This window comes from Streptomyces sp. ITFR-21 (assembly GCF_031844685.1).
GTDB lineage: Bacteria > Actinomycetota > Actinomycetes > Streptomycetales > Streptomycetaceae > Actinacidiphila.
The window spans coordinates 5,738,528-5,752,057 of sequence record NZ_CP134605.1 but is presented as its reverse complement, the minus strand read 5'-3'; the positions used below and the strand labels follow the sequence as shown (position 1 = coordinate 5,752,057).

Here is a 13,530-nt window from a genome sequence, read left to right as displayed (position 1 = left end):
CGCCCGCATTGCACACCCGGCTCGTTACGGCGGCGCTACGGCTTGTTTTCAGACGCCGACGGTGTTCGACGGCCGAACCTGGGGGGGTCGGGGGGCGGTTTGGGGGGATGCGGTCGGGGATGGAGTGCCCCGTGTGGGGGGTGCGGTCAGGCGTGGGGGCGCCCGCGGGGCGGGGGATGGCGGCGGGGGACCGGTGCGGTGGAAGTGGGCGCCCGGCGGGGTGGGCGCCCGGCGGGGGTGAAGCGCCCACAGGTGGGCGCCCGGCGCAGAGGGGGCGCCGCGGGGTGGGTGCCTGGTGGGTATCGGTGCCGTGGAGTGGGTGCCGTGGGGCGTTGGGGGGCCCACGGGTGGGCGCTGTACGGCGTTATGGCACCCACCCCACGGCACCCCCAACCGCCCACGCGCCCCCATCACCGACGTGCCCCCATCACTGACGTGCCCCCATCACTGACGTGCCCCCATCACTGACGTGCCCCCATCACTGACGTGCCCTTCGCCCCGCCGCTGACGGCGGGGCGAAGGGCACGTCGGCGTCAGGGCGGCGGAGCCCAGGCCCGGCACCGCGCCCCCCGCGGGTCAGCCCCGCAAGGTCAGCACCTCCAAAATCCCCCGCAGGTCAGCGCCCCCCGAGGTCCCCCGGGGTCAGCACCCCGCAGGTCAGCGCCCCCCGAGGTCCCCCGGGGTCAGCACCCCGCAGGGGTCAGTGCACCGCCGGGGTCACCACAGCGGCGGAACCGCCGCCGCGGCGGGTGGGTTCGGCGGCGGCGAGCCAGCGGCCGTCGGGGAGGTGTTGGATGCCGGTGGCCGCGCCGATCTCCGGGTTTTGGGCGAACTGGTGGCCGATCGCCTGGAGTTGGGCCTTGAGCGGGCTGTTCCACAGCGCCGGTTCGAGTTCGGTGTTGGCGGCGTTGCGCTGGCTGGCGCGCGGCGCGGCGATCGCGTCCACCAGCGGCAGGCCGCGGTCGACGTGCTCGGTGAGCACCTGGAGCACCGTGGTGATGATGGTCGCGCCGCCGGGCGAGCCGATGGCGAAGTCGGGGCGGCCGTTGTTGAGCACGATCGTCGGGGAGATGGAGGAGCGGGGCCGCTTGCCGGGGCCGGGCAGGTTCGGGTCCGGGGCGGCCGCGCCGGCCGGCACGAACGAGAAGTCGGTCAGTTCGTTGTTGAGCAGGAAGCCGCGGCCGGGCACGGTGATGGCGCTGCCGCCGGTCTGCTCGATGGTGAGGGTGTACGAGACGACGTTGCCCCACTTGTCGGCCACCGTCAGGTGCGTGGTGTTCTCACCTTCGTACGTGGTCGGCGCGGCCTGGCCGCTCGCCCCGCACGCGGCCGGGTGGGCCGGGTCGCCGGGCGCCAGCGGACTGGTCAGCACCGCGTCGTCCTTGATCAGGCAGGCCCGCGAGGCCGCGAACCGCTTGGAGGTGAGCCCGGCGGTCGGCACCTGCTCGAAGGCCGGGTCGCCGACCCACCGGCCGCGGTCGGCGAAGGCGATCCGGCTGGCCTCGATGTAGTGGTGCAGGTACTGGGCCTCGTCGGCGTGGGCCAGGTCGGTGTGCTCCAGGATGTTCAGCGCCTCGGCCACGGTCGTCCCGCCGGACGACGACGGGGCGGGCCCGTACACGTCGAGCCCCCGGTAGGTGGTGTGCGTCGGCGCCTGCTTCTTGGCCCGGTACGACGCCAGGTCCCCGGTGGTGAGGTCACCGCTGCGGACCACCCGGGTGGCGGCCGGGTCGACCGGCGGCTTGCGTACCGTACGGACGATGTCCGCGCCGATGTCGCCGTGGTAGATCGCGCCGACACCCTTGGCGCCCAGCTCCTGGTAGGTGCGGGCGAGGTCGGGGTTGCGCTGGACGGCGCCGACCGGCCGCGGCTGCCCGCCGGGCAGGTACAGCTTCGCGGTGGCCGGGAAGTCCTTGAAGCGGTCCTGGTTGGCCGCGGTCTGGGAGTTGAAGGTGGCGTCGACGGCGAAGCCGTCGCGGGCGATCCGCTCCGCCGGCTTCAGCACCTGGCCGAGCGAGCGGGTGCCCCAGGAGTCGAGCGCGGTCTGCCAGGTGGCGGCGGTGCCGGGAACGCCCACGCTGCGCCCGCTGGTGACCGCGTCGGCGAAGGCGAGCGGCTTCCCGTTCTCCACGAACAGCTGGTCGGTGGCGCTGTGCGGGGCGGTCTCGCGCCCGTCGATGGTGAAGACCTGGTGGCGGGCCGCGCTGTAGTAGACGAAGTACCCGCCGCCGCCGATGCCGGCCGAGTACGGCTCGGTGACGCCGAGCGCGCTCGCGGTGGCCACGGCCGCGTCGACCGCGTTGCCGCCCTGTCTGAGCACCTCGATCCCGGCCGCGGTGGCGTCGGCGTCGACGCTGGCGACCGCTCCCCCGTAGCCGACCGCCAGCGGGCTCTTGGGGGTCGGCTGCCGGATCTGCGGCCCGTGGTGGGCGGGCGCGGCGGCGGTGACGGCGCCCACCGCCGCGGTGACGGCGAGGGTCGCGACCGCGCGCACGGCGAAGGCGCGGACCGGTTTTCTGCGATGCCGCGGCTGGTCCTGGCCGGCTGTGCGCGTACGGGTGCTGTGGTCTCCCATGGCGATGCCTCCACTTGCTCAACTCACTCAACGAACGTCCCGGCAGGGTAACTTCAGACCACCTGTCCCGTCAGGAGCGCGTCCGGTGCCGGGTCCGGGGAGCTGCCGGACCGGTGCCGTACGACTCGAACACCAATACGATCCGCGCCATGGGCGACGACGCGCGCACCCTTGTCCGGACGCCGGCCGGTCTGGTGATCGGCGCGGCGCTCGGCTGGTTCGTCCGCAGCTGGCTGTGGCGGCGCCGGTCGCAGCGCAAGCGGCGGTTCTTCGGGTTGCCGAAGGACTCGGAGTGCCTGCTGGTGGTGCCGCGTGATCCGGGCGCCCGCGGCTGGAGCCTGGCCAGGCACGACGCGTTCGCGCTGCTGGAGCCGGCCGCGGTGGTCAAGGAGTGCGGGGCGCACGCGGAGGTCCTGGCGCACGACACCGCCTGGCGGGGGTTCGGGGCGCGTACCGAGTTCCGCGTCGGCGGGCCGGCTCAGCCGGCGAGACCGATCACCAGCCACATGACGGCGGCCCCGGCGACCGTGCAGACCAGCGTGGTCGTGGACGGGTGCGGGCTGTGCGCCTCGGGCAGGATGTCGGAGGTGGCGAGGTAGAGCAGGAACCCGGCGAAGAACCCGAGGTAGAGGCCGAGCGCCCCGGACGGGATGGTGAAGGCCAGGGTGACGGCGGCGCCCGCCACCGGGGCCAGCGCGTCGGCGCCGAGCAGCAGTTGGGCCCGGCGGCGGCCGTTCCCGTAGAGCCGGGTGATGGTGTACGTGTTGAAGCCGTCGGCGAAGTCGTGGGCGACGACCGCGATGGCGACCACGACGCCCACGGTGCTCCCGGCCTGGAAGGCGGCGCCGATCGCGAAGCCGTCCAGCACGCTGTGGCCGACGAGCGCGGACGCCGCGGCCAGGCCGAGGCCCTTCACCGGGTCGTGGGCGTGTCCGTGGCCGTGGCTGTGCGAGGCGTACTCGCCTTCGTGGGCGCGGTGGATGGCGACCGAGCGCTCCACGACGTGCAGGGCGAGGAAGCCGGTGACGAACATCAGCAGCCCGGCGGGCACCCCGAACACGTGCCGCGGCTGGTTGGCCAGCGCCTCGGGCAGCAGGTCGAAGCCGACGACGCCCAGCATCAGGCCCGCGGCGAGGCCGAGCACCAGGTGGCGCCGGTCGCCGATGTGCTGGGCGACGGCACCGCCCACCAGGGTCATCACCAGGGCGCCCACGGCTATCAGGACCGGCATGGGGTCATGATCCACGACGCCGTGAACGCCCGCGACCCAGGGGTACTCCGTAGCCGCCGCCGGGCCGGAGGCCGGACGGCCCGCAAAGGTGGACGGCCCGCAAGAGGCGGCCGATCCTCAGGAGGCGGCCGGCCCCGGGCCTCGGGGTCGACGCCTCAGGAGGAGGGCGGTGTCGACGCCCCCCGCCCCTCGCGCTCGCCCCGGGCATCGGTGATGTCGAGGAACACCCGGTCGGCGCTCGGCCACTTCCCGTGGATGGACTGGCGGATCCGCAGGCTGACCTCCTCCACCCGCTCGCTGTCCATGCCGGGCACCAGGTCGATCCGGGCGGCCACCAGGGTCGAGTCCATGCCGAGCTGCATGGTCAGCAGCTCCTCCACGGTGTCCACCTCGGGCTGCCCGGCCAGCAGCTCCTCGATCTCGTCGCGCAGCCCGGGGTCGACCGCGACCCCGATCAACTGCTCGTGGGCGCCGCGGCCCAGGGTGAAGGCGACGAACATCAGCAGCACGCCGATGGCCATCGACGCCGCGGCCTCGCCGGCGCCGTTACCGGTGATCATGTGGACGGTCAGGCCGGCGGCGGCGAGCAGGACGCCGATCACCGCCGTGCCGTCCTCGGCGAGCACGGTGCGCAGCGCCGGGTCGGTGGCGCCCTGGCCGCTGCGGCGGGACTGGACGACCGCCTTCAGCAGCGAGCCGCCCTCGGCGAGCAGTGAGACGAACAGCACGGCCAGGCCGGCGACGTATCCAGCGTGGGACTCGTGCCCGTGGCTGCTCAGCGCGCGTACGCCCTGGTAGAAGGAGAAGACGCCGCCGAGGACGAAGATCCCGACCGCCGCGAGCAGCGACCAGAAGTAGCGCTCCTTGCCGTAGCCGAAGGGGTGCGTGCTGTCCGGGGCGCGGCGGGAGCGGCGCAGCGACAGCAGCAGGAAGACCTCGTTGAGGCTGTCGGCGACGGAGTGGGCGGCCTCGGAGAGCAGGGCCGGCGAGCCGGCGAACAGGCCCGCGGCGGACTTGGCGACGGCGATCAGCAGATTCGCGCCGAGTGCCACCAGTACCGCGCTCCGCGTTCCCGCGTCGTTGCCCTGGTCTGCCATCCGTCCTCCTGAAAAGCGCACCGCCCGCCGCCGGCCGCGTGCGTGAGTCGTCCGCGGCGGGCCGCATCACCCGTCCTGCCGCTCTCCCTGGTCTTTCCCCGTCGTCTTCCGTGTGCCCTGCCGGATCTCGGGCATCCGCTCACCAAGGAGGTGCCGAGAATGTCCGCTTACGACCATCCCGCCGTACCGCTGGCGATCAATGACTACGAAGTAGCCATCGGTCCGCTGGTCATCGGCATTTGCATGGTGATCGTGCTGATCCTCGCCGTCTGGCTCGGTATGCGGAGGGTCGGCCGCGGCCCCCGGGTGCCACGGGGCGAACGGCCGCGGTCCGGTGCCTGGCAGACGCGGCAGGAACACGACACCGGGGCGCCAGCCGACCACGGTCCCGGCCACCAGGAGTCCACTGCCAGGACCCATGAGTCGCGGCAGCCGGTGCCCGACGAGATGCCGCGCGACGGGCGGCGCCGGATGCCGTACGAGGTCCGCAGTTCCGGGGTCCGCGGCGGCCGTGAACGGGTGCACCCCAAGCGGCACAGCGGCCCGAACGTCGACTGACCGGGCAGCGGCCGGCAGCGGGAGGAGCGGGAGGTGGGCGGAACCCCGGCCGGGGTTCCGCCCACCTCCCGCTCCTCCCGCTGCCCGATCCCGCTGTCCGATGGCGCCGGTGCGATGCCGCCGGTCCGATGGCGCTCTGAGTCCGGTTTCCGCGGCCGCCGCGCCGCCGGCCCCAGCGACCGGCCGCGCGGCGGCAGCAGCCCGGCCCAGGGGTGCGCCCAGGGCAGCTCCAGCTCGTCCAGCAGCTCGCCGAGCCGCCGGGCCGCCACGCGGACGGAGGGGAAGCCGTCGCCGGCCCGTCGCCGGCCGGCCGCCGGGGACGGGCCGAGGCCGAAGACCATCAGGTCCGGCCGGCGCGGCCGGTCCGCCCTCGACAGCCAGCGGTGCGGCGTGACGCAGCCCTGTGCGGCCAGGTGGACCAGCGTGTCCGTGCTGTCGGCCAGTTCGTGGGTGACGGTGCCGCCCTCCTTGGGCAGCTCGACCCGTCTGATCCAGTCCGGGTAGTGGGCGGGCACGTTCTTCCGCATGAAGCGCTGCCCGTCGACGCCGTCGGGGCGGATCTCCAGCATCAGCGGCCGGTCCTTGAGGTGCGGCAGCGCGTAGCGGGCGATGTCCCGGTGGTACGCCGCCAGGTCCGCCTTGGTGATCTCGGGGGCGCCGTCACGGGCGGGGAAGAGCACCTTCTCCGCCCGGGGCACCGTGACGGCGTGCCGCCCCGCGTCGACCGTGAGCGTGCTTCACCGGCCGACCAGGGCGCGCGCGGCGGCGGCGATGGCGGCGGCGTCGATGCCCGCCGCGTGCAGCTGCTCGTCGGGGGTGGCGGAGCCGGGCACGGAGTGCACGGCGAGCCGGGTCAGCAGCGGCATGGGGTGGCCGTTGCCGAAGGACTCCAGCACCGCGTCGGCCAGGCCGCCCTCGGGGTGGTGGTCCTCGACGGTGACGAAGCGGCCGGTGGCCTCGGCGGCCTGCCGCAGCGTCGCCGCGTCGACCGGCTTGACCGAGTACAGGTCGATCACCCGGGCCCTGATTCCCTCCTCGGCCAGCCGGTCGGCGGCGGCGAGCGCCTGGTGCACGGTGACGCCCGCGCCGATCAGGGTCACCTGGTCGTCGGGGCCTGACCGCAGCACCCTGCTGCCGCCGATCGGGAACTTTTCGTCGGGGCCGTAGATCACCGGGGTGTCGCCGCGGGTGGTCCGCAGGTAGGTGATGCCGGCCCGGTCGGCCATGGCCGGGACGAGCTTGGCGGTCTGGTTGGCGTCGCACGGGTAGAGCACGGTGCTGCCGTGCAGGGCCCGCATCATGGCGATGTCCTCCAGCGCCATCTGGGAGGGGCCGTCCTCGCCGATGGAAACGCCTGCGTGCGAGCCGAAGACGTTGAGGTCGGACCGGCTGATCGCGGCCATCCGCAGGAAGTCGTGGGCACGGGTGAGGAACGCGGCGAAGGTGCCGGCGTAGGGCTGCCAGCCGCACACCCCGACGCCCACCGCGGTGCCGATGAGCTGCTGCTCGGCGATGTAGCACTCGATGTACCGCTCGGGGTGCTCCTTGGCGAACACCTCGGCCTTGGTGGAGTCGCCGACCTCGCCGTCCAGCACCACCACGTCCTCGCGGCGGGTGCCGGTGACGGTCAGCGCCTCGCCGAAGGCGGCCCTGGTGGCCACCTTGTCGCCGAGGTCGTACACCGGCAGCGCGGCCGTCGGGTCGCCGCCGTGCGCGGACCGCTCGGCGGCGGGCGGGCGGCCGACCTCGATCCGTATGTGCCGGACACCACCGAGCTCGCGGACCGCCTCGTCGGGGTCCGGCACCGGCTTGCCGTGCATGCCCTCGCGGTCCTCCACGGCGGCGACGCCCTTGCCCTTGCGGGTGCGGGCGATGATCGCGGTCGGGGCGCCGCGGGTGGTGCGGGCGGCGGTCATCGCCTCGTCCACGGCGTCGATGTCGTGGCCGTCGATCGGCACCGTGTGCCAGCCGAAGGCGCGGATCCGGCGGGCGTAGGCGTCCAGGTCCCAGCCATGCCGGGTGGGGCCGCGCTGGCCGAGCCGGTTGACGTCGATGATCACGGTGAGGTTGTCGAGGCCCTCTGTCCCGGCCTGCTCGAACGCCTCCCACACCGAGCCCTCGGCCAGTTCGCTGTCCCCGCACAGCACCCAGGTGCGGTAGGGCAGGTGGTCCAGCCGCTTGCCCGCCAACGCCACGCCGACGCCGATCGGCAGTCCCTGGCCGAGCGAGCCGGTGGCCACGTCCACCCAGGGCAGCTTGGGCGTCGGGTGTCCTTCCAGGCGGCTGCCGAGCTTGCGGTAGGTGGTCAGCAGCTCCTCCTCGGTGATGGCGCCGGCCGCGGTGTAGGCCGCGTAGAGCAGCGGCGAGGCGTGGCCCTTGGAGAAGATCAGATGGTCGTTGCCGGGGTGTTCCGGCTGGTCGAAGGCGTAGCGCAGATGCCGGGCCAGCAGGACCGCGACGAGGTCGGCCGCCGACATCGAGGAGGTCGGGTGTCCCGAGCCGGCCGCCGCCGCGGCGCGTACCGCGTCCACGCGCAGCTGCTGGCCGAGTTCGGCGACATCGCCGTCGGTGAGGACCGTTTCCGAGGTGGCCGTGTTCATGAGGGGCTTTCTCCGTTCGCTGGCGGGGGGTCGGACGGCGTGCGGGGGGAGCCGGCCCGGGGCCGGTCGCCGAGGCGGCGGGGCAGTTCGGGGGCAGCGGTGTCGAGCGGGACCGCGTCGGAGCGGACCAGGCCGAGCTGGACCGCCTGCCGGGGCAGCACCGCGTCGAAGAACCAGTCGGCGGCGACCCGGATCCGGTTGCCGGGCATCGCCAGCAGGTGGTAGCCGCGGGTGACCGCGCCGGCCACGATCCCGGACAGCGGCACGCCGAGCGGGTTGGCGGCGGCCTTGGCGCCGCCGAGGTCGACGGTGAAGCCGAGGTCGTGGTGCTTGTAGCGGCGGACGTCGCCGTAGCCGTAGGAGGCGGCGATGTTGCGCGCGGCGGTCCGGCCCTGCCGGCCCGCGTGCTGGGCGGTCATCGGGGTGTACGCGCCGGGCCGGGTCGCGTCGGGGACGGCCGCGGCGTCGCCGGCCGCGTACACGTCCGAGTGCCCGGGGACCCGCAGGTCGGCGCCGACGACGAGGCGGCCCTTCTCCGCGGGCAGCCCGACCGCGTCGACCAGCGGGTCGGGGCGGACGCCGACGCACCAGATCAGGCTGTGGGTGGCGACCCGCTCCCCGGTGTCGAGGAGCACTCCGTCGGCGGTGGCCTCCTTCACCGACTGACCGGTGCGGATCTCCACGCCGCGCCGGCGCAGCGTCCGGTCCGCGGTGCGGGACAGCCGCGGGTCCAGTTCCGGCAGCACCCGGTCGGCGATGTCCAGCAGCATCCAGCGCGGCGGGTCGCGGTGCCCGAGCAGGCGGTGCCGTTTGACCAGGGCGTCGGTGTAGAGCCTGCCCTGGGCGGCCACCTCGGTGCCGGTGTAGCCGGCGCCGACCACCACGAAGGTGCAGCGGGCGGCGCACTCGGCGGGGTCGTCGGTGCCGCCGGCCAGCTCTATCTGCCGGGTGATGTGGTCGCGCAGGTAGAGGGCCTCGGGGATGCCGCGGAAGCCGTGCGCGTGCTCGGCGACGCCGGGGATCGGCAGCAGCTTGTTGACGCTGCCGACGGTGAGCAGCAGCCGGTCGTACGTCATGGACCCGGGATCGCCCTCGGGGCCGGTGAAGGACACCGACCGGCGTTGCAGGTCCACGCCGTCGACCTCGCCGAGGACCAGCCGGACCCCGGGCAGGCTGCTGGGCAGCGAGACGGTGACCCGGCGGGGTTCCAGCACCCCGGAGGCGACCTGGGGCAGCAGCGGCAGATAGAGGAAGTAGTCGGTCGGGTTGATCAGGACGATCTCGGCCTCTTCCCGCAGGCCGCGGTGGTGGACGAGGGTGCGGGCCGCCTGGTAGCCGGCGAAGCCGGCGCCCACGATGACGACACGGGATCGGGACATGGAGGGGCTCCCTTCCTCAGGCTGCGGGTGCCCGGGCGGGAGCGGGACAAACGGGGCGGGCCGCGGTCGGCCGGGGAAAGGCCGGGCCGGCCCGGCCGGGCCTGCGGACCGGTCAGCCCAGGACGCGGTGGACCAGGGTGTCCCGTTCGGTCTGCGGGATGGCGGTCCACCGCATGCCGCGCAGCGCCCCCTCCAGGGCGAGCAGGGTGTGGGTGCGGGCGTCCTCGGGCAGGTCGGGGCTGATCTTCTCGTAGGCCCGGCCGGAGCCCAGCCGGCGCAGTTCGCCGGCGTCGTCGACGCCCGCCCGGCGCAGGCGGTCGGCGAGTACCGCCCCGATGTTCGGCAGCTGCTGAAGGGAGTCCACGTGGTGCCTCCGGTACAAGCTGGTGGGTGCGTTCGGCGCCATCATGCACGCGCGGCGGCACGCGGCCCGGCATCGGCGGCTGACACGCCCGGGTCGGTCCCCCGCGGCGGTGACGGCGGCGCGGCGGATGCCGACCCGCCTCCGGCGGGCGGGCCCGGCCCTGGAGTCCGTCGTGTGGATCCGCGCGGCGTCGCGGGCCCCGGCAGGCGCACCTGCCGCGTTCCCGCCGGCCGACGACACACCAACGAGGCCCCCTCCCCGGCCTCGCACGCACCGGACCCCGCTCCCCGGCCCGCGGAGATCCACCCGCGGAGATCCACCCGACGGACCCTAGTCCTCCGCGGCCTCGGCGAGGATCTGGGAGAGTTCCGGGCTGCCGCTGTCGGCCCAGCTGTGGCCGATCTCCACCGTGTCGATCTCGCGGCCGGAGGCGAGGCGGACCGTCGGGCGGCCGTCGGGCCAGATCTGCCAGGCGGCGCCGGGGACGGTGTGCACGACGACCGTGCCGAGGTAGAGGCCGGCGTCGTTGCCGAGTTCGGCCAGCGCCTCGGGGTCGTCGCGCCAGCTGGGCACCAGCTGGTCCAGGGCGGCCAGCGAGCCTTCCAAGTTGTCGAGTTCGACCCCGTCGTCGGCGGCGCGGGCTCGCAGCAGCTCGCATTCGGCGAGGAGTTCGGCGATGCCGGTGCCGTCCGGGGAGATGTCCATGCGCTCCAGCCTGGCACTCCCGGCCCCGGCCGACCACAGGAAGCACCCGATGTGTGCCCGACCGAGGCCGGTATATGACCTGCGGCGCGGGGCGGCGATCAGAGGTCCAGGTCGACCACCACCGGCGCGTGGTCGGAGGAGCCCTTGCCCTTGCGCTCCTCGCGGTCGACGTACGCGTCGGTGGCGGCCGTGGCGAACGGCGCGTTGCCGTAGACCAGGTCGATGCGCATGCCCCGGTTCTTGGGGAAGGCCAGCTGCCGGTAGTCCCAGTACGTGTACGGGTGGTCGTACTTGAGCGGGCGCGGCACCACGTCGGTCAGGCCGGCGCCGCGCAGTGTCGCGAGCGCGGCCCGCTCGGCGGGGGTGACGTGGGTGAGGCCCTCGAAGAACGCGGGGTCGAAGACGTCGTCGTCGGTGGGTGCCACGTTGTAGTCGCCGAGGACCGCGAAGGGCCGCTCCCCCGCCGCGTCCCCGGCGACGGCGGCTCGCAGCGCCTCCAGCCAGGCCAGCTTGTACGCGAAGTGCGGGTGGTCCACCTCGCGGCCGTTGGGCACGTAGACCGACCAGACCCGGACCGGCCCGCAGGTCGCGGCGACCGCCCGGGGCTCGGCCACCTCCTCGTACCGCGGGCCGCCGGGCAGGCCGCGCACGACGTCCGCCAGGCCGGCCCGGGAGATCACCGCCACGCCGTTCCACCGGCCGGTGGCCTGCACCGCGGCCTCGTAGCCCAGCTCGCGCAGCGCGGCGTACGGGAACTGCTCGTCGGTGCACTTGGTCTCCTGGACGCACAGCACGTCCGTGCCGCTGCTCTCCAGCCAGGCCAGCAGCCGCGGCAGGCGGGCGGTGATCGAGTTGACGTTCCAGGTCGCGATGCGCATGCCTGCCAACCTAGCGGCTGGGTCCGACAGCCGGCCGTGGCGGTCCGGTGTCAGGCCCGCGCGGTGTCGCCCGGGGTGAGCCGCAGGTGCTCGGCGCCGCCGAGGGCGCCGATCTGGCTGTCGTAGGCCGGCCGGGCCAGGTCGGCGAGCAGGGCGTCGTGCACGTCGACGGCGCGCCGCGGCTTGACCTCGCGCACGTAGTCGATGACCTCGGAGATCTTGTTCCAGGGCGCGTGCACGGGCAGCAGCAGGGTGTCGACGGGGTGGCCCGGCACGGTCAGCGCGTCGCCGGGGTGGAAGACCGAGCCGTCCACCAGGTAGCCGACGTTGGTGATCCGCGGGATGTCGGGGTGGATCACCGCGTGCAGTTCGCCGTGCACCTGGACGTCGAACCCGGCGATGGTGAAGGTGTCGCCGTGGCCGACGGTGTGCACCCGGCCGGGGAACGCCGCCGAGACCTGGTCGGCGACGCTGGCGAGCGTCCACAGTTCGGCCGCCGGGTTGGCCTCCAGGGCGGTACGCAGCCGGTCCTCGTCGAAGTGGTCGAGGTGCTCGTGGGTGACGAGGATGACGTCGGCGCCGGCCGCGGCGTCCTCCTCGCTGAAGGCGCCCGGGTCGATGACGAGGGTGCGGCCGTCCTTTTCCAGACGAACGCAGGCATGCCGCTTCTTGGTCAGCTTCATGCCTTTATCTTGCTACGCGCGCCCCCGCCCCCGCCCGTCCGGGGCCCGCCGCGGGCCCGCCGCGGGCCCGCCCGTCAGGACCGGGCGGCCCGGACCGGCCCGGCCGCCCCGGACCGCGGTGCCGGCCGCTCACGGGGTGCCGCCGCCGGTCTCCTGCCGGATCACGGTCCTGGCGGCGTCGATCGCGGCCCGTGCGGCAGGCAGCCCGCAGTAGACGGCGGTGTGCAGCAGCGTCTCCTCGATCTCGGCGGGCGTCAGGCCGTTGCGCAGGGCCGCGCGGGTGTGCTCGGCGACCTCGGTGAGCTGGCCGAGCGCGGTCAGCGCGGCGAGGGTGACGAAGCTGCGGGTGCGGCGGTCCAGCCCCGGCCGGCCCCAGACCTCGCCCCAGGCGTAGCGGGTGGCCAGCGCCTCGAAGTCGGCGCCGAAGTCCTCCGCGCGGGCCAGCGCCGCCGCGACCTCGGCGTCCCCGGTGAGCTCGCGGCGCAGCCGGACGCCCTCGGCGTAGTGGTCCGGCCCGGCGGGCGGCGCCGCGGGCGCGGCGGCGCGCGGCGCCACCGGCGGCGGGGCGGGGGCGAAGGGCAGGGCCGCGGGGGCGTGGTCGGACCAGGCGGTCCGGAAGTGGTGGGCGAGCAGGTCGCCGACGGCGGTCGGCTCCTCGACGGGCGCCAGGTGCCCGGTCGCGGGGACGACCGCGAGCCGGGCGTCGGGTATGCCCGCGACCAGCAGCCGGGCGTCGGCGGGCGGCGTCTCGGTGTCGTCGGCGCCGGCCACCACCAGGGTCGGCACGGAGATGCTGCCGACGGTGTCGCGGATGTCGAAGGCGGCCAGCGCCTCGCAGGCGGCGACGTAGCAGGCGGCGTCGGTGCTCCTGACCATCTGCACCGCCCACGCGGTGATCGCGGGCTGGGTGGCCAGGAACGCCTCGGTGAACCACCGCTCGGGCGTGGAGTGGGCGGTGCGGTCCAGGCCGTTGGCCCGGACCCCGACACCGCGCTGCCGCCAGGTGTCGGCGGTGCCGTAGCGGGCGGCGGCCGAGACCAGGGCGAGCGCGGCCACCCGGTCCGGCCGCAGCAGCGCGAGGCGGGCGCCGATGGCCGCGCCGAGGCCGCAGCCGGCGTAGCCGAAGCTGTCGATGCCCTCGTCGTCGAGGACCGCCAGCAGCCGCCGGGCCAGGTCGTCGACGGAGTAGGCGGGGTCGGCGGGCGCGCCGCCGTGGCCGGGCAGCTCGTACCGCAGGACCCGCCACTCGTCGCTGAGCTGCGGCAGCTGGCGGTCCCACATGTGCCAGGTCGCGCCCAGCGCGGGGCCCAGCACGAGCACCGGGGCGTCGTCGGGCCCGTCGAAGCGGTACTGCAGCGGGGGCTGCAGCAGGTCGTCACGTTCGTCGAACCCGTCGTTGAACGCGTCGTACGTGGTGGCGGCCTGGTCGGTCGTCTCGCTCATCGCCTCACGCTATCGAG

General features: G+C 74.7%; 11 protein-coding genes and 1 pseudogene. 1 reads left to right on the top strand and 11 read right to left on the bottom strand.

From position 1 onward, the window contains the following. Positions 1–700 precede the first annotated feature (700 nt). The 3 genes from ggt to RLT57_RS25690 all read right to left on the bottom strand — a co-directional run bounded on the left by ggt (position 701) and on the right by RLT57_RS25690 (position 4,903). Complete coding sequence (gene ggt, locus RLT57_RS25705) at positions 701–2,575, bottom strand: gamma-glutamyltransferase (protein WP_311299628.1); 1,875 nt, start codon at positions 2,573–2,575, stop codon at positions 701–703. 478 nt (positions 2,576–3,053) lie between these two features. Further along, positions 3,054–3,806 (bottom strand): ZIP family metal transporter, encoded by a 753-nt coding sequence (locus RLT57_RS25695; protein ID WP_311299627.1) that lies wholly within the window; start codon positions 3,804–3,806, stop codon positions 3,054–3,056. Between the two features lie 155 nt (positions 3,807–3,961). Further along, positions 3,962–4,903, bottom strand: coding sequence for a cation diffusion facilitator family transporter (locus tag RLT57_RS25690; protein ID WP_311299626.1), 942 nt, complete (start codon positions 4,901–4,903; stop codon positions 3,962–3,964). A 159-nt stretch (positions 4,904–5,062) separates the two neighbouring features. Here RLT57_RS25690 and RLT57_RS33490 point away from each other — a divergent pair, with 159 nt between their 5' ends. Next, the gene (locus RLT57_RS33490; RefSeq protein WP_399129940.1) at positions 5,063–5,461 is read left to right on the top strand and encodes a DUF6479 family protein; all 399 of its coding nucleotides are present in this window, start codon (positions 5,063–5,065) and stop codon (positions 5,459–5,461) included. Between the two features lie 215 nt (positions 5,462–5,676). Here the strand turns inward: RLT57_RS33490 and RLT57_RS33485 are convergent. The 8 genes and pseudogenes from RLT57_RS33485 to RLT57_RS25650 form a co-directional block, all read right to left on the bottom strand. Beyond that, positions 5,677–6,159, bottom strand: a pseudogene (locus RLT57_RS33485) (non-homologous end-joining DNA ligase); the annotation flags it as partial. 39 nt (positions 6,160–6,198) lie between these two features. Further along, entirely contained in the window at positions 6,199–8,061 is a 1,863-nt protein-coding gene (locus RLT57_RS25680; RefSeq protein WP_311299624.1) for a transketolase, read from the bottom strand. Next, positions 8,058–9,440 carry an NAD(P)/FAD-dependent oxidoreductase gene (locus RLT57_RS25675; protein WP_311299623.1) on the bottom strand — a complete coding sequence of 461 codons (1,383 nt, stop codon included), beginning with the start codon at positions 9,438–9,440 and terminating at the stop codon, positions 8,058–8,060. The genes RLT57_RS25680 and RLT57_RS25675 overlap by 4 nt, the downstream gene beginning before the upstream one ends. Positions 9,441–9,552: 112 nt before the next feature. After that, the gene (locus tag RLT57_RS25670; RefSeq protein WP_093738535.1) at positions 9,553–9,804 is read right to left on the bottom strand and encodes a TfoX/Sxy family DNA transformation protein; all 252 of its coding nucleotides are present in this window, start codon (positions 9,802–9,804) and stop codon (positions 9,553–9,555) included. A gap of 330 nt (positions 9,805–10,134) precedes the next feature. Further along, positions 10,135–10,509: a DUF6278 family protein gene (locus RLT57_RS25665; RefSeq protein ID WP_311299622.1), complete on the bottom strand. Its 375-nt coding sequence runs from the start codon at positions 10,507–10,509 to the stop codon at positions 10,135–10,137. Positions 10,510–10,607: 98 nt separating this feature from the next. Continuing rightward, positions 10,608–11,387, bottom strand: coding sequence for an exodeoxyribonuclease III (locus RLT57_RS25660; protein ID WP_311299621.1), 780 nt, complete (start codon positions 11,385–11,387; stop codon positions 10,608–10,610). A 50-nt stretch (positions 11,388–11,437) separates the two neighbouring features. After that, on the bottom strand, positions 11,438–12,070 hold the full coding sequence (locus RLT57_RS25655) for an MBL fold metallo-hydrolase (RefSeq protein WP_311299620.1): 633 nt from the start codon (positions 12,068–12,070) through the stop codon (positions 11,438–11,440). A gap of 129 nt (positions 12,071–12,199) precedes the next feature. Next, complete coding sequence (locus RLT57_RS25650; RefSeq protein ID WP_311299619.1) at positions 12,200–13,513, bottom strand: alpha/beta fold hydrolase; 1,314 nt, start codon at positions 13,511–13,513, stop codon at positions 12,200–12,202. Positions 13,514–13,530: the final 17 nt, after the last annotated feature.

Coding starts and splice junctions, on each gene's coding strand:
- RLT57_RS25660 (WP_311299621.1), bottom strand. CDS start 11,387: ATGCGCATCGCGACCTGGAACGTCAACTCGATCACCGCCCGCCTGCCG.
- RLT57_RS25665 (WP_311299622.1), bottom strand. CDS start 10,509: ATGGACATCTCCCCGGACGGCACCGGCATCGCCGAACTCCTCGCCGAA.
- RLT57_RS25675 (WP_311299623.1), bottom strand. CDS start 9,440: ATGTCCCGATCCCGTGTCGTCATCGTGGGCGCCGGCTTCGCCGGCTAC.
- RLT57_RS25655 (WP_311299620.1), bottom strand. CDS start 12,070: ATGAAGCTGACCAAGAAGCGGCATGCCTGCGTTCGTCTGGAAAAGGAC.
- RLT57_RS25650 (WP_311299619.1), bottom strand. CDS start 13,513: ATGAGCGAGACGACCGACCAGGCCGCCACCACGTACGACGCGTTCAAC.
- RLT57_RS25695 (WP_311299627.1), bottom strand. CDS start 3,806: ATGCCGGTCCTGATAGCCGTGGGCGCCCTGGTGATGACCCTGGTGGGC.
- RLT57_RS25690 (WP_311299626.1), bottom strand. CDS start 4,903: ATGGCAGACCAGGGCAACGACGCGGGAACGCGGAGCGCGGTACTGGTG.
- RLT57_RS25680 (WP_311299624.1), bottom strand. CDS start 8,061: ATGAACACGGCCACCTCGGAAACGGTCCTCACCGACGGCGATGTCGCC.
- RLT57_RS33490 (WP_399129940.1), top strand. CDS start 5,063: ATGTCCGCTTACGACCATCCCGCCGTACCGCTGGCGATCAATGACTAC.
- ggt (WP_311299628.1), bottom strand. CDS start 2,575: ATGGGAGACCACAGCACCCGTACGCGCACAGCCGGCCAGGACCAGCCG.